18 protein-coding genes are annotated in these 20530 nt (G+C 44.4%); 13 read left to right on the forward strand and 5 right to left on the reverse strand.

From position 1 onward, the window contains the following. The first annotated feature begins 310 nt into the window (after positions 1-310). Complete coding sequence (locus tag C0Q44_RS06540; RefSeq protein ID WP_105406543.1) at positions 311-2545, forward strand: peptidase domain-containing ABC transporter; 2235 nt, start codon at positions 311-313, stop codon at positions 2543-2545. After that, positions 2542-3921 (forward strand): HlyD family secretion protein, encoded by a 1380-nt coding sequence (locus C0Q44_RS06545; RefSeq protein WP_105406544.1) that lies wholly within the window; start codon positions 2542-2544, stop codon positions 3919-3921. The genes C0Q44_RS06540 and C0Q44_RS06545 overlap by 4 nt, the downstream gene beginning before the upstream one ends. 374 nt (positions 3922-4295) lie before the next feature. Here the strand turns inward: C0Q44_RS06545 and C0Q44_RS06550 are convergent, their stop codons facing one another. Together C0Q44_RS06550 and C0Q44_RS06555 are read right to left on the reverse strand one after the other, a co-directional pair. Next, positions 4296-5081, reverse strand: coding sequence for a helix-turn-helix transcriptional regulator (locus C0Q44_RS06550; RefSeq protein WP_181150877.1), 786 nt, complete (start codon positions 5079-5081; stop codon positions 4296-4298). Between the two features lie 280 nt (positions 5082-5361). Further along, the gene (locus C0Q44_RS06555) at positions 5362-5931 is read right to left on the reverse strand and encodes a GbsR/MarR family transcriptional regulator (protein WP_105406546.1); all 570 of its coding nucleotides are present in this window, start codon (positions 5929-5931) and stop codon (positions 5362-5364) included. A gap of 198 nt (positions 5932-6129) precedes the next feature. On the opposite strand from C0Q44_RS06555, the gene C0Q44_RS06560 reads away from it, so the two are divergent. The 6 genes from C0Q44_RS06560 to C0Q44_RS06585 all read left to right on the forward strand — a co-directional run bounded on the left by C0Q44_RS06560 (position 6130) and on the right by C0Q44_RS06585 (position 11702). Beyond that, positions 6130-7005 (forward strand): carbohydrate ABC transporter permease, encoded by an 876-nt coding sequence (locus tag C0Q44_RS06560; protein WP_105406547.1) that lies wholly within the window; start codon positions 6130-6132, stop codon positions 7003-7005. Positions 7006-7064: 59 nt separating this feature from the next. Continuing rightward, a complete protein-coding gene (locus C0Q44_RS06565) occupies positions 7065-7910 on the forward strand; it encodes a carbohydrate ABC transporter permease (protein ID WP_483874449.1) in 846 nt (281 codons plus the stop codon). 79 nt (positions 7911-7989) lie between these two features. Continuing rightward, the gene (locus tag C0Q44_RS06570) at positions 7990-9363 is read left to right on the forward strand and encodes an ABC transporter substrate-binding protein (protein ID WP_105406548.1); all 1374 of its coding nucleotides are present in this window, start codon (positions 7990-7992) and stop codon (positions 9361-9363) included. 142 nt (positions 9364-9505) lie between these two features. Continuing rightward, complete coding sequence (locus tag C0Q44_RS06575) at positions 9506-10276, forward strand: HAD family hydrolase (protein WP_105406549.1); 771 nt, start codon at positions 9506-9508, stop codon at positions 10274-10276. After that, positions 10273-10611 carry a DMT family transporter gene (locus C0Q44_RS06580; protein ID WP_105406550.1) on the forward strand — a complete coding sequence of 113 codons (339 nt, stop codon included), beginning with the start codon at positions 10273-10275 and terminating at the stop codon, positions 10609-10611. The genes C0Q44_RS06575 and C0Q44_RS06580 overlap by 4 nt, the downstream gene beginning before the upstream one ends. Next, positions 10611-11702, forward strand: a complete 1092-nt coding sequence (locus C0Q44_RS06585) for a metallophosphoesterase family protein (protein WP_105406551.1) — start codon at positions 10611-10613, stop codon at positions 11700-11702. The genes C0Q44_RS06580 and C0Q44_RS06585 overlap by 1 nt, the downstream gene beginning before the upstream one ends. Before the next feature lie 98 nt (positions 11703-11800). On the opposite strand, the gene C0Q44_RS06590 is transcribed toward C0Q44_RS06585, so the two are convergent. Beyond that, a complete protein-coding gene (locus C0Q44_RS06590; protein WP_105406552.1) occupies positions 11801-12169 on the reverse strand; it encodes a VOC family protein in 369 nt (122 codons plus the stop codon). 722 nt (positions 12170-12891) lie between these two features. On the opposite strand from C0Q44_RS06590, the gene C0Q44_RS06595 reads away from it, so the two are divergent. Further along, positions 12892-14349, forward strand: a complete 1458-nt coding sequence (locus C0Q44_RS06595; protein WP_105406553.1) for a carboxylesterase/lipase family protein — start codon at positions 12892-12894, stop codon at positions 14347-14349. Positions 14350-14508: 159 nt separating this feature from the next. Here C0Q44_RS06595 and C0Q44_RS06600 read toward each other — a convergent pair whose 3' ends face one another. Beyond that, positions 14509-15660 (reverse strand): VanZ family protein, encoded by a 1152-nt coding sequence (locus C0Q44_RS06600; RefSeq protein ID WP_105406554.1) that lies wholly within the window; start codon positions 15658-15660, stop codon positions 14509-14511. Positions 15661-15920: 260 nt separating this feature from the next. On the opposite strand from C0Q44_RS06600, the gene C0Q44_RS06605 reads away from it, so the two are divergent. The 3 genes from C0Q44_RS06605 (at position 15921) to C0Q44_RS06615 (ending at position 18698) form a co-directional block, all read left to right on the forward strand. Next, the gene (locus tag C0Q44_RS06605; protein WP_105406555.1) at positions 15921-16262 is read left to right on the forward strand and encodes a zinc ribbon domain-containing protein YjdM; all 342 of its coding nucleotides are present in this window, start codon (positions 15921-15923) and stop codon (positions 16260-16262) included. 201 nt (positions 16263-16463) lie between these two features. After that, positions 16464-17276, forward strand: coding sequence for a class I SAM-dependent methyltransferase (locus tag C0Q44_RS06610; RefSeq protein WP_105406556.1), 813 nt, complete (start codon positions 16464-16466; stop codon positions 17274-17276). A gap of 360 nt (positions 17277-17636) precedes the next feature. Continuing rightward, complete coding sequence (locus C0Q44_RS06615) at positions 17637-18698, forward strand: LLM class flavin-dependent oxidoreductase (protein ID WP_105406557.1); 1062 nt, start codon at positions 17637-17639, stop codon at positions 18696-18698. Positions 18699-18828: 130 nt separating this feature from the next. Here C0Q44_RS06615 and C0Q44_RS06620 read toward each other — a convergent pair whose 3' ends face one another. Continuing rightward, a complete protein-coding gene (locus C0Q44_RS06620) occupies positions 18829-19488 on the reverse strand; it encodes a TetR/AcrR family transcriptional regulator (RefSeq protein WP_105406558.1) in 660 nt (219 codons plus the stop codon). 207 nt (positions 19489-19695) lie between these two features. Here C0Q44_RS06620 and C0Q44_RS06625 point away from each other — a divergent pair, with 207 nt between their 5' ends. Beyond that, entirely contained in the window at positions 19696-20511 is an 816-nt protein-coding gene (locus C0Q44_RS06625; RefSeq protein ID WP_105406559.1) for an SDR family NAD(P)-dependent oxidoreductase, read from the forward strand. The last annotated feature ends 19 nt before the right edge of the window (positions 20512-20530 follow it).

The raw sequence follows: 20530 nt of genomic DNA on the forward strand, positions 1-20530 counted from the left end.
TTTAAGGGGTTGTGTTTATTGTGAGTACAATAAAAATGTTTTTTCTGAACTTAAGTACTTTTGTTGATAAGAATCCTTTTTTAGGTATAGTACTTCTCATTTTTTTTGCTTGTAGTGGTGCGGTACTTATTTATAACTTTGGCAAAGATGTTGGAGAGTTTATCTACTTAAAGCAGTCAAATCAATAAAAAACATACGCAGATTGTCTCCTAGGTATTCTTTATTTCTAAAACTAATAAGAGTACCTAGGTTTCATTCTCATTCTTAGGGAATCACATAATGTATAGTGAAGTTGCATCAGGAGGTCAGCATGTCTCTACTCAAACGATATACCATACAAAAGCAATATGATATTAAAGACTGTGGTGCTGCTTGTTTAGCGACCATCTCACAGCATCATGGGCTGAAAATGCCCTTAGCGCGAATAAGAGAGATTGCTGGGACGGACAAGCAAGGAACTAACGCGCTAGGACTTATTAAAGCTGCAGAACAAATTGGTTTTTCTGCAAAAGGAGTTAAGGGAGATAAAGAAGCCTTTTTTAGCGATTTCCCTTTGCCCTGTGTGGCACATGTTGTGATAGGCCAGACGCTTCTTCATTATGTTGTTATACATAAAATCACAAAAAAGAAAGTGATTGTTGCTGATCCTGCTCAAGGGATCGTAAAGTATAGCCCGGAAGATTTTTTTAAAATATGGACTGGTGTTCTAATACTAATGGTACCAACAACACAGTTTCAGAAGAAAGATGAAACACAAGGAACGCTTTCTCGTTTTTTCTCCCTTTTAATTCCCCAAAAGCGAATGTTATTAGGGATATTTTTTACATCCCTTTTATATACTGTACTCGGAATACTCGGTGCTTTTTATTTTAAATTTTTATTGGACTCCATTATCCCATATCGATTGGAAGACACATTAACTTGGATATCCATCGGTGTCATTACAATTACCATTTTTCAAACGATTTTGAATGCTTTTAGAAGTCATTTACTATTATATTTAAGTCAAAAATTGGATATATCCCTAATTATGGGTTATTACTATCATATTTTAAAGCTTCCGCTAACCTTCTTTGAAACACGTAAGACAGGAGAAGTAATATCTAGACTTTTGGATGCCTCAAAAGTGAGGGATGCTATCTCTAGTGCCGCTTTGACCATAATGATTGATACGCTCATGGTTGTAGCCGGTGGTATTATATTGTATAACCAAAATGCTTTCCTATTCGGTATTACAGCGATTATGGTTCCTCTATATGCTTCAATAGTATGGGGCTTTCATCGCACATTCGACAAACAAAACCGTAAACAAATGGAGCAAAATGCGGCTCTCACTTCATATATTGTCGAATCGGTTAACGGAATTGAAACGGTTAAAGCCTATCAAGCGGAAAGAAAAACCAACCTGGAAACAGAGAAGAGATTTGTAAAGTTACTTCGTACGCTATTTAGTTTCGGTTTCTCGAACAATCTACAATCTTCATTAAAAAGAACGATACAAGGCGTGGGTGGTATTGTGATTTTATGGATAGGAGCAAGAGAGGTTTTGAACGGGGACATGACAATGGGACAATTGATCACTTTCAATGCCTTGTTAGTTTACTTTATTGATCCAATCTTGAATCTGATTAATTTGCAACCTTCCTTGCAGACAGCTGTTGTAGCTGCTGATCGATTGGCAGAAATTATGGATTTGGAGCCCGAAAAAAACGAAGCCGAAGACCAGAATATAAAACCAGCTTCTCTGAAAGAATCCATCACCTTTAGTAACGTTCAATTTCGTTATGGAACACGAGAATCTGTTCTTAACGGCGTATCTCTGAGGATTGAAAAGGGAGAGAAGATTGCCTTAGTGGGGGAAAGTGGATCTGGGAAAACAACATTGTCCAAATTGTTACTCAAATTTTATGAAACCGAAAATGGTGAAATTCTAATCGGTGATAACAATATTAAAGATATTGCTATTGATTCTCTAAGACAAAAAATAAGCTATATACCCCAACAGACATTTTTCTTTAGTGGAACGATCCGAGAAAACCTTTCCCTAGGCTCTGCATTGGATATTGAAATGGAAGACATTGTTGAGGCTGCCAAACAAGCCAGTGCACATGATTTTATCAATAAGATGCCACTTAGATACCAAACAACACTGGAAGAGAATGCTTCTAATTTATCAGGTGGACAGCGACAAAGGTTGGCTTTAGCACGTGCCTTGCTTAACAAACCAGATATTCTTATTATGGATGAGGCAACTAGTAATCTAGATACAACTACTGAAAAGGCGGTATCTGATACGATTCATGGATTAACGGAAATGACGATGATCATTATTGCTCATCGCTTAAGTACAGTCATGCGATGTGATCGCATTTTTGTGATGGATCAAGGGATGGTTGTTGAATCGGGAACACATGACGAGCTATTAAAAAAACAAGGACGTTATTATGAACTCTGGAAGGACCAACTTCCTGGTATTGAAACTGAGCAAGAGAACAAAAAAGATAAAAACATTGATGAGCATAATTTAGTAGGTGCAACCTCATGAGCATTAAACTTACTAATTTCGAAGAGATGATAGATAGCAGAGAAATGCTTGAGAGTAAATCTCCTAAAGTTATTAGCTGGTTTCTAGTATTGTTGACAATTATTTTTATGATCGCTCTGATATGGAGCTGGAAAGCTCAAATCGATATTGTCATAAAATCGTCTGGGGTCGTCAGACCAAACGAGAAAATTTCAAAAATTATTAATAAAGCAACGGGGAGCGTCTCGCAAGTCTATGCCAAGCAAGGACAGCAGGTGGAAGCAGGAGATAGACTATTTTCTATACAGACAGGTACACTAAAAAAAGATAAAGAGAAATTAAATAACGAATATGAGAAAATAGGAAAGTATTTGTCTAGCCTAGAGAAACTGTACTCTACAATCCAGTCTGGAAACCAGACAGTGATCCAGACGTATGCTGACAAAACTCTAATGGAAAATGACAATCCAGTTGAAAATAAAATAAAACTAGATATCTCTAAAACGATTAAAGATCAAGTGGAAATAGATAGAAGTATTGGTGATAAACGCCTTCTGCTTAAAAGTCTTAATTATGGTAAAAACTATTTGGATGCTAGTTTAGCAGAATTTGAGAGATTCGAGAATTTCATGCTAAAGAACGCACAGAGCCTCTTATCAGAATCACAAATGCAGCAAGATTACAAGCGGGCAATTTTCAGTAATGATGAAATCAACGCCGCCACGATAATGGAAAAAATTAAGTCATTGAAAATACAAATGGAGACTAGTCGAAGTGAGTTCAGGTATACAGTCCAAACTGAGCTAGAAGAGGCGCTTGAGCAGAAAAAGAATTTAGATAAACAAAAATCTGAATCATATGTTCAACTGCAAGGAAGTATTGATGATTTGAACAAACAACGATCTGAACTCAATAGTCAATTAATAGCTATCAACACTTCATTAGACAAGTACACTGCTATTGCTCCTATCTCAGGAGTAATCAATATGTTAAATGAAATAGGCGAAGGACAACTAATTCAAGAAGGACTACAAGTTATGGATATTGTCCCGATTAATAACACGATTTATACTGTCCAAATAACAATGAATCATCAAGATATTGGCCGAATTCATGAAGGCGATGCTGTGCGTTTCCATTTTGCGGCATATCCTCGAGAAGAATATGGGTCCGTACTTGGGGAAATAAAGTCTATAGGTAGTGATGCTCTAATTAACGCACATAATGGTACATCTTATTATATTGTAGAGGCTTCTTTAGAAAAGATTGCTTTGCGTAATGCACTTGGTCAAGAAAGTACGATTAAATCAGGGATGCAAATGGAAGCCCACATAATTACAGAGCAAAAATCGGCACTTCAATGGGTTCTTGAAAAAACTGATTTTTGGAGTAAATAACTGCGTTATGAAAGAAAATTATTTAGTAGGGTTTAGTGTGATCTATAGTTGTGCCTTTTGTTGTAACCATTCGTAATTGTAAGCTTATATTTTGGGACATAGTTTGCGTGATTTTCATATCGTGCTTCTTTACCAAAAGTGCCGAAAATTTGTATTCCATATAAAATGCTCCCCGTTCAGTAACAGGATGCTACTAATTCGCCTGTCTACTTTATGGGGAGCATAGTACTTTCAACAACTAACAGGAAGGAAACTGCTTTTTTATATTAGTTGTCTTCTTGTTGGCAGTTAGGTGGATATATGTATTATTTCTTTTCAAGGGTTCTCACCCTCCAGGAGCTTATGATCTTATTTTTATTGGTACTAATTACAATCTATAGGAACTTCTGTATAAAACTCACGCGGTCTCTTACATTACATTTCGCATAAATCTTCTTAACAAAATTTCGAACGGTTCCCTCCGTAATACCAAGTTCTCCACTGATATAGAGTGCGCCTTTATTATGTAACCATAATGTCGCAACTGCTCTTTCTCTTTCCGTAAAATGATATGTTTCAAATACTCCACACTTATGCTCTTCATCAATTCGTTCGCTCTCAAGCTCTTTTTCCACATGTTGAACTATGGCTGCCAATAATGCGAAAGAGGTATTATACATATGAATTGAGAAAAAATTGAAATTTAAGTAGGCGAATATTGTACCATTAACACTAATAGGAAGACAAAGACATTTCCAATCTTGAAGTAAAGTTGGTTTATGCTCGGTACCTGTAAGAAAAATACGCTCTCCTGTTTGTATTGAAATAGATAATGCATTAATACCACTAGACTGAAGGTTAATCAAGGATCCCTTCTTGAGCTTTAATGGTTTCATACTCCAGTGTAGAGAACCTTCACCCCATAAATCCAATATGACACCTTCCAAATCAGCTAGAATAAATAAATATGGGAAGGTAAATTGCTCTTGGAGTATCTCCAATTCAAGTTGGATTTTCTTAATGATTTTACTTTGATAGTGTACTCGCTTACTCCAAAGCTTCTTGGGAATTCTTAAAAATGGCTCCGAATTGGGATGTGTACAATCACGATATTCCCATTCTCTCCATTGATGTGATGAAAAATCCAGCTTGGTCTTCCAAGTCGCTGGCACGGAGTTCATGGATGTTCTAGGGAAGACAGGCACAACATGATTCACCTCTCATTAATTCATTGTTGATGCTAAATAACTATTATAATACACCCACTAGAATTAGGCAAAAAACACTATATAAATACTATTATTGAAAAAAATATACTCTTAGGATTTAATTATAGGTATATAAAAAGAACTGTTTTCTATCTCCGGTCTATACAAGATTAGTCTGACTAAATAATGTGTAGAGCACACGGGAGTCTTCGGTATGCCCTTCATACACTTTATACTAATATTCCCAATTAATTTACTCAGTTACTCTTGATTGGACATTCTCGTAAAATCTGCCGTCTCGTAACTGATCCACGAATCCCTGGAGCCAGACATAATACTGCTCCGCATGTTGGAGCTTGTGCAGATCACGCAGCGCCTCATCCCGATCTTCTGAAGAAGTATGTTCCGAAAGAATCATGGCCGACAGGTCAGGAATCACTTCACGAATACCTTCCAACATCACATCCACTTCCCGCTGCAGCTTCGATCCGAAGAAGTTTTGAAAGGTACGATAGAAGTCCGTTTCAGCCACATACTGATCCTGGCGTTCTTTCTTTTCCTCCATTTTATAGATCATCTGTGATTCGGTAAGTGAACGAACCGCATAGCTCATATTGCTTTTACTCATATTCATCGAGGTCTTCATCTCTTCAAGTGTCATCGGTCGATCTTCGAAATACATAATGCCGTATAATTTACCGAACGTATGATTAACCCCATACAGATCCATCGTATTGGCGATGGCCTCAATGACTCTCTCCCTTAGCGCATACCGATCGGGTAATGAAGATTGATTCGGGTTCCCGGCAGTTTCTTTTCCCACAATGTCACCTCTGGTTTATGATAGCGTTCCCACTAGCTGCTTCATATTTTACATGACTGGCTTCATTTTTAACACAACCCGGAATTAGATTTTTCAATACGAGTGTACAATAAATTTTGTACAGAAGAAATATAAAAGAAATTATCACTGAAAATTCCCAAGCATTAAAGAAAATTTGGACAGTAAGGAGTGGGGGAATTGCGTTTAAAACTATGGAGGGAGTCTGAAGCAGTCTTATTCACGCTGCCAGCTCTAATCCCGTTGCTGATCTTCTGGCTGGGACCCTTGGGATATATCGTGTATCTCAGTTTCACCGATTGGGATTTCATGAGCCCGGACAAGCTGTTCGTGGGACTGGACAATTACAGTTATCTGCTGACGAACTCTGAATTCTATCGGTCACTGAAAGTCACCTTGTTATTCGGACTTGGGAGTGTGATTCCAACGATTGTGGGCGGACTCGCGCTAGCTATGCTCATGAATAGCAAAATAAAATCATCCGGCATCTTTCGGACGTTACTCTTCTCGCCATGGGTTACACCGACCGTTGCAGTATCCATTGCGTGGTCCTGGATCTTTGAACCAGAGGTGGGACTCGCCAATCTGATGCTTGGCTGGGTCGGTGTATCGCCCATCGGCTGGTTGCGTGACATGGACTGGGCACTGGTCGCCGTATTGATCGTTACGCTCTGGAAATCGATTGGATGGGCGATGGTATTCTACCTGGTTGCACTGCGGAACCTGCCATCCGATCTGCTCGAAGCAGCTTCCATAGATGGGGCAGGCCGTTGGGACAAGTTCAGAAGTATCACGTTACCGCTCATCTCGCCAACCACATTCTTTCTCTCCATTATTCTTACGATCCAATCCCTGCAAGCCTATGACCAGATTAACGTCATGACTCAGGGCGGACCGGCGGGATCCACGAGAACGTTGCTGTACATGTATTATCAATCTGCATTTGAATCCTTCAATGTCGGTGAAGCTTCATCCATCGCCGTTGTGATTATTCTGATCTGCGTAGTGCTCTCGGGTGTATCTTTCCTGCTGGGCAGACGCCTGGTGCACTACTAATGACAATGACGTTATTGAACAAGAAGAGCAAAAGGATGAAGCACAAGGAGATGCAGAACGTGTCCAAAGGGAACCTGAAAATAAGTGAAATCATCCGCTACCTGCTGTTAGCCATTATTGCACTGGGTACAGCCTTTCCCTTCTATTGGATGGTTATTAGCGGATTCAAAACCAATGATGAGATCTGGCAGTTCCCGCCGACCTTCTGGCCGGAGACGTTCCTGTGGAGCAATTATGTAGATGCCTGGAATGCCGCACCATTTGCCCGTTACATCCTGAACAGTACCGGTGTGGCATTAGCAATCTGCCTATTTCAGATCGTCAATTCCAGTATGATGGCGTATGCCCTCACCCATATGAGATTCCGTCTCAAAGGCACGCTCACATCCTTGATTCTGGTGGGTTATATGATACCGAGCACCGCCGTTTACCTGCCATCTTACCTGGTTCTAAGCGAACTTAACCTGCTGGATTCCTACACAGGCTTGATCGTATCCAATTGTGTCAGCGTGTTCTCGATCTTCCTGATCCGTCAGGCATTTATGCAGGTATCTCATGAGCTGGTGGAGGCTGGTCAGCTGGATGGTGCATCGCACTTCCGGATTCTCTGGACGATTATCGCACCACTCGTTCGCTCCAGCTTTGCCGTGATGGTTCTGATTACGTTCATTGAACAGTACAACAACTATTTCTGGCCGATGCTCATCACCAAAGACCCTGACCTGCAGCTGGTATCGGCTGGTCTGCGCAGCTTCTTTGTCGAAGGCGGAGCATATGGACTGGCTTGGCCGCAGATCATGGCTGCGAGTGCATTCACCATCGCACCTTTACTTATTCTCTTCATGTTCACCCAGAAGACGGTCATGCAGAGCGTGAACATTACGGCTGGTGTGAACAAGAACTGATATGAATTACCTTGTATGAGTGCATCCATCCAGATGCACCGTGCCGAACCAACATTTTACCTAAACGGGAGGAACAACAATGAATTGGAGTCAGGCAAGCATGACATGGAAAAAGAAACTGGGGTTGAACTGGAAGGGTGGTATGTCGCTGGTACTCGCGACGAGCTTCGCACTGCTTACTGCTTGTGGAACACCAGCACCCGCAGAATCCAGCACAACGGCTGCTGCCAGTGAAACAGAAGCTCAGGCGAAAGACCCGGTTGAGATTGAGTTCTGGTATGGTCTCGGTGGTAATCTGGGCGACAACATGAAAAAAACCATTGATGCATTCAATGCCTCACAGGACGAAGTCGTTGTGAAGGGGATTGTACAGGCGGATTACACCGAGACCGAGCAGAAGCTGCAAGCAGCGATTGCTTCCAAAAAGGTTCCTGCCGCTGTACTGAGTGCCAATATAGACTGGGCGCGCAAAGGGTATTATGCACCGATGGATGAGATGATTGCTTCTGATCCAGATTTCAAGAAAGACGATTTCATTCAGACGTTTCTGAACCAAGGCGAAGTGGATGGGAAGCAATACTTCCTGCCCATGTACGGAACGACTCAGATCATGTATTACCGCATGGATACGTTCAAGGAGAACGGAATTGATCCAGCGAGCCTGACTACGTGGGAGAAGCTGGCTGAAGCCGCAGCGAAGATGAGCAAAACGGAAAACGGAAAAACTACTTTCTCTGGATGGCAACCGATGTGGGGTAGTGGCAATATGATTGATGCCGTCTTGAGCAAGGGTGGAAAGATTCTGAGTGAAGATGGCAAAACCGTCATGATTGATAGCCCTGAGTGGATCGAGACATGGGAACTGTTCCGTAAATGGATCAACGAAGACAAAATCATGGGCATCGAATATGGTGGTCAGGGTTGGGAGTATTGGTACAAAACGATTGATAATGTGATGAAAAACAAAGCAGCAGGGTACACCGGATCTAGTGGTGACCAAGGTGACTTGGACTTTAGCGTAGTCGCTGCGATGCAACAACCAGGCTGGGAAGGCATTGGTGAAGGCAAACCGGTAGCCAATGCTATATTGGCAGGAATTCCGGCAGCAGCAAGTCCAGAGCAACAACAGGCAGCCTATAAATGGTTCACGTATTTCTCCAAAACAGAGAACACGGCTTCATGGTCCATGAACACGGGATATATTGCAGTTCGTCAGTCCGCTCAACAAGATCCAGAGTTCGTGAAATTTAGCGAGGAAAATCCACAGATTACCGTACCACTTCAACAAGCCGCACACGCATCAGCTCCGTTCCGTGACCCAACGGGCGGTAAAATCAATGACGCGCTGAAAGAAGCAGCTGATCAGGTGCAGATTAATAACATGCCTGCAGAGCAAGCGTTGAAGGCAGCCCAAGAGAAGGCACAGAAAGAATTGGATCGTACTACGCAATAAGGAATCCATTATATGCAGGAGCATTCGAAATGAGTTCAGCTTGCAACTATAACTTATAGGCGTAAGCGCCTCAAGCAGAGAGGGCGGTACATGACGTACCGTCCTTTCCATTCATTACGATCGCAGACAAGGAGTTTAATCCATGCAAGAGAACACATTGACAGGTGAATTACCGTATCCAATCCAAGCTATTCTGTTCGATAAGGACGGGACATTGCTTGATTTTACAGGCATGTGGGGGTTCTGGACCGATTGTGTATTGAATGACTTCGGAGACCAGTTAGCTGTCCGTGGATTACGTTTGGATACAGCTGAACTTCCACAGATCTGGGGCACGTATCACGACGATCAGGGCCGGATGAATGGTTACGATATACGTGGGCCGCTTGCCATGGGAACGATGGATGAAGTGTATGCTGTGCTGACATGGCATGGATATCGTGCAGGACTTAGCTGGGCGGAAGCCAAGATCATGGTCCGAGCATGTCTGGCGCATGCAGAGGAAGAGATGGAACAGCACCGTCCGGCACGCCCGTTACCCGGCGTCCGGGAATTCCTTGAACAGTCTAGTATGGAGGGCATCATTCTGGGTGTCGTGACGGCAGATGATACAGCCAGTGCTATCAAACACTTGGAATGGATGGGGCTTGACTCCTTCTTTGACGTGGTGATTGGAACGGATCTGGTGGAGCGGGGCAAACCTTTCCCGGATATGCTACAGCTTGCCTGTGAACGATTGAATATATCGGTGCAAAATACCGTGGTCATTGGAGATACAGATGGGGACATGGAGATGGCGCGAACAGCTGGAGCGGGATACAGGATCGGAATTGGAGAACCTGGACGAATTCACTTCGCGGACAGAACCATTCAATCGTTCCATGAATTGTTGAATGGTGGGCTGAATCGATGACAAACAGTCATGGTTATCTGGGCTGGGTTCTGCTGGCATTAGCCATTGGACTGGAGCTGAGCGCTACCATTTTGCTGAAAGTATCGGATGGATTCTCAAGGTTGTGGCCTTCCGTAATGATGTTTGCCTGTTATGCAGCCAGCTTCACCTTTCTTAATTTTGCAGTGAAGTATATGCCGCTGGCTGTAGCCTATGCGATCTGGTCCGGCGTAGGCATTACGCTGATTGGTATCGTGGGGCATTACTTTTTCGGTGAGCGTCTGCGGTTGACATCGATGGTATGGATCGGTTTTATTCTGATTGGCATTATTGGACTGAAATGGAGTGATTCCTGATGGGAAATGAACATACACCTGAGCAACCTCTTGCTAGCTTCCAAGTGATTACCGACACGCATGTACGGGACGAGGCAGAACATATTCATAACCGGCATCTGGAGCAAGCACTTGCTGATATCGCTACGTTCAGTCAGGGCAGCAGCGGTATTATGCATGTGGGTGACGTGACCGATCGGGGTCTGCCGGGTGAGTATCGCGAACTGCAACGTATGTTGAAGCCGTATGCAGAGAGTGAGACTCTGCCGGACATCCGCTACACCGTAGGTAATCATGATATTGGAGCGATTGTGTTCCAAGACCCTCCACTCGCTCTGATCGGGATGACCGCAGCAGAAGTTGCGAGATTGTTGGAGCAAGGGGCGGATATGGGATCAGCTATAATACAAACTGCGGCTGAATCTGCTGCACTAATCGAGCAATTATCCAATGGAAAGTATACCTTGTCTGCTCATTCTGAACAGGCTGGACAGTCTGCTCCTGTGGGAGCTGATCCGATTACAATTGCCGAGCTGTGGCATCGTCGGCTGAGTGATTTTGAAGTCACGACAGGTATGAAAGGCTCCTATCACGATCACTGGATTGAGGGGTACCATTATATCTTCCTGGGCACCGAGCAGCCTCATCCAAAGGATTGTGATATGTCGGCCGAACAGCTGGAGTGGCTGGATCTTACATTGTCTGAGCGTGCAACGCCGGAACAACCGATCTTCCTCTTTTTGCATCAGCCGTTGATGGACACGGTCGCTGGTTCATTGAAGGAACAAGGCTGGTATGGTGTGAATCAGGATACGGACTTGAAGGCGATCTTGGCCAAATACCCGCAAGCCATTCTCTTCTCGGGTCACACCCATTGGCAACTGGAAGCACAGCATACGATGTACGACGGTGAGGGTCACCTGCCAACGATGTTCAATGCGTCTTCTGTGGGTTATCTCTGGACGGATCAGGACGAGCATCTGGAGGGCAGTGAAGGACTTCATGTAGAGATTTACAAGGATCGAGTGGTTGTGAAGGGACGCAACTTCGTGACGGGTGAGTGGATTAAGGGTGCCGAGTTCACGGTGCGATATCCTGTATCCAATCACTGATGATGTGCTCATGTATAGGTGGTCAAATTTTTTGAGTCTGAGAGCTATCCTTGAGGGATGGCTCTTATGGTTATGATTAAGCTGGATACATTTTCGTATTAGGCTTTACTGTGAAGGGTAATGAAATAACCATCTGGGTCGGCAAATGTAAAGGTTCGCCCGAATGGTCCATCTATTGGTGCGGATGTAATCTTTACGCCTGCTGCACTAAGCTTGTCGTGGATTTCTTGTGTATCAGGGGCACGAAGCCACAGAGCGACACCAAGTCCAGGCTGAGTACTTGAACCGAGTTCTATTCCTGGCATTAGGTCACGAAGAGCAAATGCAATAGGCTTTGTTTCAAAGACCACAGCATGAGGTGGTCCTGCCTGTGAGCGGACGAGTCCGAGATAGTTTTGATAGAATTCTGCAGAGCTTTCAAGATTGCTCACCTGAAGTGAGATGAAATCGGGTCCAATTGCTGATATAGTAGTGTCCTCCTAAGTGTATGCGGTAGTTTATGGTACAGGTGTATCCAACGGTTTTTCTTAAAGGAATTGCGAATACAATTCATTCATGACCAATGTACGGAGTGTGTTAAGCATCTGCGGGAATCTATCATGGAATCCGCGAAAAGATGCGGCACCCTTTAGCTCACCAGCAAGGGAAGTACAATGATGTCATCAGCAGAGAGCGATAAACAATTCAACAACTCGATTTGCCATCGCCTCCAAATAATCACGTGCAATCTTCAACACACCACTCGTTCCATTGAAGGTCAAGCCATGTAAATAACCTCACTTCCATTTCGTATGTCTTGATTATATAATCCCCCTACTGCCAACAGTATGTCAGTAGCGTTTCTTCATTTTTTCGATGTCTACTGGCCCTCCATCCAAGAATCCAACACAATAATACTTCCGGTTGACGCGCCGTGCCACTCTAACACTTTATTTTTCATAGTTATAATATTTTATAAAACGGAATCCCTGGTGCCTGGAAAATCACTTCACATGATCTGGAACTCACTAAATAGTTCGTTAATGTGAGGATAGATTACATATAAAAGTTCCACGTGAAACGTAGCAGAACAACATCAATTTGGGTAAAGTTGTAAATAGGTATGCTAACAAACTATACTCAAATAGATACACATGGTATTCCTTAAATCGTTCGTTCAACCCATTCATGGAGAGGAAGTAGAAGCGGCATGAGAGAACTTCAAGTTCAAACGAAATATGGTACAGTTCAAGGCGAGCTTTTGCATGGTGCAAGCGTATGGAAAGGCATTCCCTATGCTAAACCCCCAGTAGGTGAGTTGCGTTTCCAGGCTCCAGTACAGCCCGAGTCATGGGATGGAATCAGACAGGCTACCCAATATGGGCCTGAGAATATACAACCTCGACATCATCAACCTGAAGGAATGACAGAGCTCCCGACTGAGTCAGAAGACAGTCTTTATCTGAATATCTGGGCTCCTCAGGAAAAGCCAACAGCCGAACTCCCTGTCATGGTATGGATTCACGGCGGTTCTTTTGTATCCGGCTCAGGCAGTCTCCCCGTCTACGACGGTACACAGTTAGCCGTTCGCGGCGATGTCATCGTTGTAACAATAAACTATCGTCTCGGCCCCCTCGGATTCCTGCACATGGCCCCCTTGGGTGATTCGTATGTCACAAATGCCGGTTTGCTGGATCAGGTAGCGGCGCTACAATGGGTGCAGGATAACATCTCTGCTTTTGGCGGGAATTCGAATCAGGTTACCGTATTTGGTGAATCAGCAGGCAGTATGAGTATTGCCGCATTGATGGCGATGCCATTGGCAAAAGGACTGTTCCAGCGTACGATTATGGAAAGCGGTGCTTCACAGTTCATGCCGGCAGAACAGGCCACAGCTTTACGGGAAGGCATGTTGAAGGCTCTAGGTGTAGATCGGGACAATCTGGAGAAACTGAGAACCATTCCTGTGGAGCAGATTATGGTAGCCGCAGAAACGGTGAAACAGCAGAGTGGAGCAGGCATGGCATTATTATTCCAGCCTGTGCTGGATGGCGAGATACTGCCTGAGGTGCCGCTTCAAGCAGTGAGCAAAGGCTCAGCCGAGGGTATTCCGGTGTTGATCGGCACAAACCTGCACGAAGGATCATTGTTTATCCAGCCGCAGGTTCCTTACTCCAAAGAGATTGATATGGTGCAGGGCGTCGAGTTCATGACACCGGATCTGGAGAATCGCGTTGCCATCGCGGACAGTTATCCCAAAACGGCTGATGGACAAGCTCAAGACATGACCGATATGTTCTTCTGGCGGTCATCGCTGCAATATGCTGCGGCACAGCAGAAGTATGCCCCGGTGTGGATGTATCGCTTCGACTGGGTGATGCCAGAGCATCCGCTTCTCAAAAGAGCCATTCACAGCATTGAAATGTTCTTTGTCTTTAACACGCTGCATGTGCTGAAATTCATGAATGCAGAACCGGACGAAGCTGCGGAGGCTCTTGCCCTCAAGGTACAAGATGCATGGATTTCCTTTGCGAAGAACGGCAAACCTGAAGTTGCTGGCGTGAACTGGCCTGAATATAAGCAGGATCGTGCCACACTGATCTTCAACCATGAGATTGAAGTCGTGCATGATCCAGAGGCATCCAAACGCGAGTTACTGGGGCTGTAAGTTAAAGCTTCCTGATCTGGTATCACATTATCCGTGTACCTAACCTGGTTCAACCTATGTAAGTAACAGACAACAATAATAAAGGCGACCTCCATTTATAATAAAGGAGGGTCGCCTTTTCTTGCTTGCCTGTATCACAACGATCAGCGAGCATCTTATTTATTTGCGAGAGGTATGTGTATGGGACACCTCATCAAAGTAGAAGGAACGTCTGCCTCCAGAGAAGAGCACAATCAAGACATGAATGAACAGAATCGCGTAGATGAGCATGGACAGAATGAACATTCCCACAGATAACCACACGAGATAAGGTTGAAGTATGGCATCTTGGTTATTGGAAAAAGCATAGTCGTTAACGAGTTCAATAATCGTGAGTAGAAGCCATGGAACATAGAGTGCAATGAATCTTTTGAACATGGATTCAGTGGTGGGTGAGCCTGTCTGACGATCTACATATCGGAATCGCAAGATGGCCGAACCTGCCGTTGTTCCCGTTCGTACCCAAGGAATAAAGAACAGTACGATGACCATCGCTATGGATATATTCAATATGGTCTGAATGGCATCAGAAGCTGTGAAGATCGAGATCACATTGGAGATAAACACAACGGCAATTCCGTCAATCATCAGCGCAAGTAGCTGAGGTACGGGATACACGCGGTTATGTTCCTTCATCTGTTCGCTCTTCGCCTGGATGCTTGCGCGAGATGGGAACAATGCCAGCAGGATTGGGGCAGCAAAGAATCCGATGACTGCGCCTGAAGTGTTCGCTAATAGATCATCCACATCGAACAGGCGGTAAGGACAGGCGTAGTAACCGTAGAGTCCGGTGAGCTGCGTCAGTTCAAAAAATAAGGAAAGCCCAAATCCGCCAAACAGGGCATAGGTCCAGCAGGATCTCTTTTGGAAGAAATACCGGATGTATACCCCCAGTGGCATGATTAGCAGAATGTTGAACATAACTTGTAAAAAAGCTCTGCCCTGTATCATGCCAAGATAAGTGGATGGTTGCGACCATACAACGGGTGTTTCCTTCATGATGTCTTTGACAAAAGTGAACGGAACCAGATTGTAATAGATCGTATCAGCCGCTTGCTGTGCGCAGGTATCTCGGGTTGTCGGGAGCGGCAGAATAACGAGGCAGTAGGCTGCCAGAATGTAAAAAATAAACGAAAAACTTACAAAAAAACGAGACCAGCTAAAGAAGCTGTCTTTACGATAGCCATAGATCAGCCACGGAATTAGTAGAAACATGGATGCAATGACGAATACAGCGAAAGCCGCTTGCACGGGGAAAACATATGAAGACATTAGCCGAACCTCCTTTTACAAGAATAGGGTGAGATTTGATATATATGGCCCCGTAGGTGGGACACGATTCTCGGAGATATGGGTATGACAGAGTCTTGCCTAATACTTAGATTATAAAGGGTTCGGTTTAAAGTAAGGGATGGATGAACCTTAAATTTGGTTTAAATTCATGCATTCAAATGTTCTCCCGGGTGGAAGATCGAGACGTAATCCCGTATACTTGCGAGGAAGCCACGATAAGAATGGAGAGTTTAATACATATGTCTAATTTGCCTAACTGCCCCAAATGTAATTCAGAGTATACGTACGAGGACGGTAGTCTGTTGGTCTGCCCGGAGTGTGCGCATGAATGGTCCCCTGAGGCGGATAATGAAAACAGTGAAGAAAGCAAAGTCATTCGCGATGCCAACGGAAATGTTCTAAGTGACGGCGACACGGTTACCGTGATTAAGGATCTGAAGGTCAAAGGTAGCTCGCTCGTGGTCAAACAGGGAACCAAGGTGAAGAATATCCGTCTGATCGACGGAGATCATGATATTGATTGCAAGATCGATAGTCTGGGTGCGATGAAGTTGAAGTCCGAATTTGTGAAAAAAATCTAAAATATGAATTTGGCTGGCTCTAACCGCCTCTGCATGATGAAGTAACGTTCAGTTCCGCATTCGACGGGAATTGGACGTTATTTTTCGTTTGACAGGAAATATTTAGTAGATTTATACTAATTGGAATTTAACCTCGTATAATCAGGAAGAAATCAGCAGATTCTGTGTCCTACATTTGAGCTAAAGGCAGGTGTCAGAGAGATGAAGAGAGATCACATTATTAAATACTATTCCGGGTTTGATGAGTGGGGGAGACTGGAACGTGAACCGATTGAGTTTATCATTAACATGCACTACATCCGAGAGTATCTACCCCCTACCGGTTGTATTCTGGATAACGGAGCTGGACCGGGGAAATATGCCATGGAGCTTGCGAGGCTGGGGTTCCAGGTTACGTTGTCTGATCTGACACCTTCCTCTGTAGATATTGCACGGCAAAAGGCTGAAGAGTTCGGGCTGACGTCACAATTCGAGGGGTTCCATGTGTTGGACGCTACTTCGCTCAAGGGTATCCCCGATGAGACGTATGATGCATCCCTTATGCTGGGGCCGTTGTATCATCTGCAGGCCAAAGAGGAACGAGAGGCAGCTGTAAGAGAGTTGTATCGTGTGACCAAGCCAGGTGGCGTAGTGTTTGTAGCGATGCAGAGCCGGATGCGTATGAGCATTAACTCATTGCAGTCTCCGCAGCAGTGGAAGCCTAATGACTCTATGGAAGCAATTCGTTCGTTTGTGGAAAAGGGGACATTCGATCATCAGGATCAGGGACGTTTTACGGGAGCTTATTATTTCAATATTCATGACGTTGCCCCCTTCATGGAGCAACATGGCTTCGAGACGGCAGAACTTATCGGTTCATCCAGCCTCAGAGTCATGCTCACGGAGGAACAGCAGCAATATTGGAAGAATCGTGCCGAGTATGATGAATTGATTCGATATATGATTGAAGCCGCCAAAGACCCCTCCATCTTGGGAGTCTCGTCTCACCTGTTGTACATTGGGAGGAAGAAATAGGAAATAAGTTCGAGAAAAAGCTAGCAAAAGATCGATATGTTGGAATAAGAGGTCTTCGATGAAAATTTCAGAAATTCATGGTCTGCCTTTCATAAGCCTGCAAATGAAGTTTAGAGGAGAAAGTCTGAATTCAGAAAAACTCCTGCTCGATACGGGTTCCGTTAGTACATTGTTAAAGGGATTTTGGGTAGTATAGACAAACCATAAAGTTAGACAAAATAAGAAAAGTGCCCTCTGGAAACAGAGGGTACTTGTGTTTTTCGTCCAAATAGTTCAATATTAAGATATATAACAAAAGGTGATCTACTTACAATTGGTTAGATATACAACGGATCGCTTCATAACAGGGAGGAATAGACAATGGAAATCGGAATCAGTACATTTGTAGAGACAAATCCGGATGTAAATACAGGAGAATTAATTAGTCATGCACAGCGTATTCGTGATGTGGTAGAGGAGATCGTTCTGGCGGATCAAGTGGGACTGGATGTGTATGGCGTAGGTGAACATCACCGTGCTGATTATGCGGCTTCATCACCAGCTGTCATTCTGGCAGCAGCGGCTTCGCAGACCAAGAATATTCGTCTCACCAGTGCTGTAACGGTATTGTCATCGGATGATCCGGTACGGGTATTTCAGGATTTTGCCACACTGGACGGCATTTCGAATGGGCGTGCAGAGATTATGGCAGGGCGGGGATCGTTTATCGAGTCTTTCCCTTTGTTCGGCTATGATCTGAACGACTACGATGAGTTATTCGATGAGAAACTGGATCTTCTGCTGAAGCTGCGTGATTCGGAAAAAGTAACCTGGGAAGGCAAACACCGCCCTTCCTTTAACAATCTGGGCATCTATCCACGTCCGGTACAAGAGAAGCTTCCGGTATGGATCGGCAGTGGCGGTAATCAGGAATCGGTTGTTCGCGCAGGACTGCTCGGTTTGCCACTAGTGCTGGCCATTATTGGTGGTCGTCCGGTGCAATTCGCACCACTGGTGGAATTGTACAAAAAAGCAGCCGCTCATGCAGGACATGATGCATCCAAACTGACGGTAGCTTCTCACTCCCACGGCTTCATTGCCGATACAATGGACGAAGCGGTGGAGAAATTCTTCCCGCCAGCACAAGCGGTGATGAATCAGCTGGGCCGTGAACGTGGTTGGGGACATTATAGCCGTGCGACATTTGACGCGGCACGCAGCCTGGAAGGCGCACTGTATGTAGGAGATGTGGATACTGTAGCTCAGAAAATCATCTATTTGCGCAAAGAAGTGGGCATCACCCGCTTCATGTTGCACACCCCGCTTGGCACCATGCCGCATAATGAGGTTATGAGAGCGATTGAGTTGCTCGGTAAAGAAGTCGCTCCAATCGTGCACAAGGAAATTGCACGTTGGGAAGCCGAGAACCAAGAGACACATTAATCCACTGAAGGTCGATACGGATATATAGAGTGAACCAAATAAAGGAGCAGGTCCTGAGCGTATAACGCCATGGGACCTGCTCCTTTTTCATTTGTTTTCTAAAAGCTTCTATAAACTACAGATTCCATGCTTATCCATTCGCAGATGTGCCAACAAGGGAGAGCATCACCATGGACACCGTATGATCATAAAGGGTTTTGGCAGCTTCTTCGCTCTCAATATGACCTCCCAGGTACAGATGGATGACACCGTGCAAAGGAGCCCAGATCAGCCGTACTGCAAGCAGGGGATCTTGTTCCTGAAGCATCCCCTGTTCAATCGCGATCTCCACCAGGCCAGAAACTTGTTTAAGTGCCGTTGCTGTTCCCTGCAAGGTCTCTGCGTCTGGTTTGAATTCGGAAAAAGAACCTCCGAACATCAGCTGATAGAAGCTGGATTGAGAAATGCCGAAGTCCCAATAAACATGGGCCAGATCGCGAAAATAGTGTTCGAACGATGCCTGACGGGGCAAGTTTTCGAAATTTTGCGACAGGAGGGAGCATCCCTCCAGATACAAGTGTTTGGCTAACCCTTCTTTCTTGCCGAAGAGGTTATATATGATTTTGGTGGAGCACTCCATGCGTTCAGCAACACGGCGTACGGTGACAGCTTCAGGTCCATGTTCTTGAAGTAAGGCAGCAGCAGCATGCACTATATTTTGGCGCAAATTCTCGGAGTGCTGGAGTCTGGTTTCCTGAAAGGTCGTGACCGCGTGAGCGGATTCGGAGGAACCTGAATTTTGATCTTTCATCTATTTCATCCTCATAACATTATTGTTGTTTCACTGAACCGGAGTTTCTTTTTCTTATGGTCATTCTACTGTTTTACGCCAGGCAACGTCAATTTAACAAATATAATTTGACATAAGAATGGAATGAGGTTACGATGATTTCATTAGGAAACAACGTTTCTATTAGAAAACAATTGTTCTAACTATGCATAAAAGGGTGGATGAGAGATGAAAAAGATTCAACATCAATGGGTACTTATTACAGGTGCATCTTCAGGTATCGGGGAGATTTTTGCATTGGAAATGGCATCGAAGGGCAACCATGTGGTACTTGTCGCCAGATCAGAGTCCAGATTAAATCAGCTGGCAGAACGAATTGAACGTACGTACCAAGTGAAGACTGAGGTAATTGTATCGGATTTATCCCACGCAGATGCACCACGAAACGTATATGAGGAGTGCCAGAATCGGGGGATACAGATCGATATACTGATTAATAATGCTGGATTCGCTACCCACGGAATGTTTGAGCAAGTGGACGGCTCCCGGCAGCAGGATGAGATCATGTTGAATGTGTTGGCTCTAACCAATATGACTCATCTTTTCTTGCCAGGCATGTTACAGAAGAAGAAGGGTACTGTCATTAATGTTGCTTCAACAGCAGCCTTCCAACCTGATCCGTATATGGCCGTGTATGGAGCGACCAAGGCATATGTACTTTCTTTTACAGAAGCATTGTATGAAGAAAACAGGAAGCGGGGCGTACAGTTCCTGGCTCTATGTCCAGGCTCAACCCAGACCTCATTCTTTGATGTAGTGGGTGCCGATGAAGCCTCCGTGGGCAAACGTGATACGCCCGAGCATGTTGTGGAAGTAGCGATGAAGGCACTCGAATCAGGCAAACCTTATGCTGTGCCAGGGGCACGAAATTACTGGACAGCACAATTCTCCCGCCTTATGCCACGTAAACAAATGTTACGAATCGTAGGTGGCATGCTTCGTCCACGTCCCAAGGGTGGTAAAGCAGAAAAGGTACAAGCCTGAGTCATGCTTTGTGATAAGA

Source organism: Paenibacillus sp. PCH8, assembly GCF_002968835.1.
GTDB lineage: Bacteria > Bacillota > Bacilli > Paenibacillales > Paenibacillaceae > Paenibacillus.

Excerpts from the sequence above, each read along its gene's own strand:
- C0Q44_RS06570 (WP_105406548.1), top strand. The coding sequence starts at position 7,990 with ATGAATTGGAGTCAGGCAAGCATGACATGGAAAAAGAAACTGGGGTTG.
- C0Q44_RS06625 (WP_105406559.1), top strand. The coding sequence starts at position 19,696 with ATGAAAAAGATTCAACATCAATGGGTACTTATTACAGGTGCATCTTCA.
- C0Q44_RS06620 (WP_105406558.1), bottom strand. The coding sequence starts at position 19,488 with ATGAAAGATCAAAATTCAGGTTCCTCCGAATCCGCTCACGCGGTCACG.
- C0Q44_RS06585 (WP_105406551.1), top strand. The coding sequence starts at position 10,611 with ATGGGAAATGAACATACACCTGAGCAACCTCTTGCTAGCTTCCAAGTG.
- C0Q44_RS06605 (WP_105406555.1), top strand. The coding sequence starts at position 15,921 with ATGTCTAATTTGCCTAACTGCCCCAAATGTAATTCAGAGTATACGTAC.
- C0Q44_RS06575 (WP_105406549.1), top strand. The coding sequence starts at position 9,506 with ATGCAAGAGAACACATTGACAGGTGAATTACCGTATCCAATCCAAGCT.
- C0Q44_RS06600 (WP_105406554.1), bottom strand. The coding sequence starts at position 15,660 with ATGTCTTCATATGTTTTCCCCGTGCAAGCGGCTTTCGCTGTATTCGTC.
- C0Q44_RS06540 (WP_105406543.1), top strand. The coding sequence starts at position 311 with ATGTCTCTACTCAAACGATATACCATACAAAAGCAATATGATATTAAA.
- C0Q44_RS06545 (WP_105406544.1), top strand. The coding sequence starts at position 2,542 with ATGAGCATTAAACTTACTAATTTCGAAGAGATGATAGATAGCAGAGAA.
- C0Q44_RS06595 (WP_105406553.1), top strand. The coding sequence starts at position 12,892 with ATGAGAGAACTTCAAGTTCAAACGAAATATGGTACAGTTCAAGGCGAG.
- C0Q44_RS06610 (WP_105406556.1), top strand. The coding sequence starts at position 16,464 with ATGAAGAGAGATCACATTATTAAATACTATTCCGGGTTTGATGAGTGG.
- C0Q44_RS06615 (WP_105406557.1), top strand. The coding sequence starts at position 17,637 with ATGGAAATCGGAATCAGTACATTTGTAGAGACAAATCCGGATGTAAAT.
- C0Q44_RS06550 (WP_181150877.1), bottom strand. The coding sequence starts at position 5,081 with ATGAACTCCGTGCCAGCGACTTGGAAGACCAAGCTGGATTTTTCATCA.
- C0Q44_RS06580 (WP_105406550.1), top strand. The coding sequence starts at position 10,273 with ATGACAAACAGTCATGGTTATCTGGGCTGGGTTCTGCTGGCATTAGCC.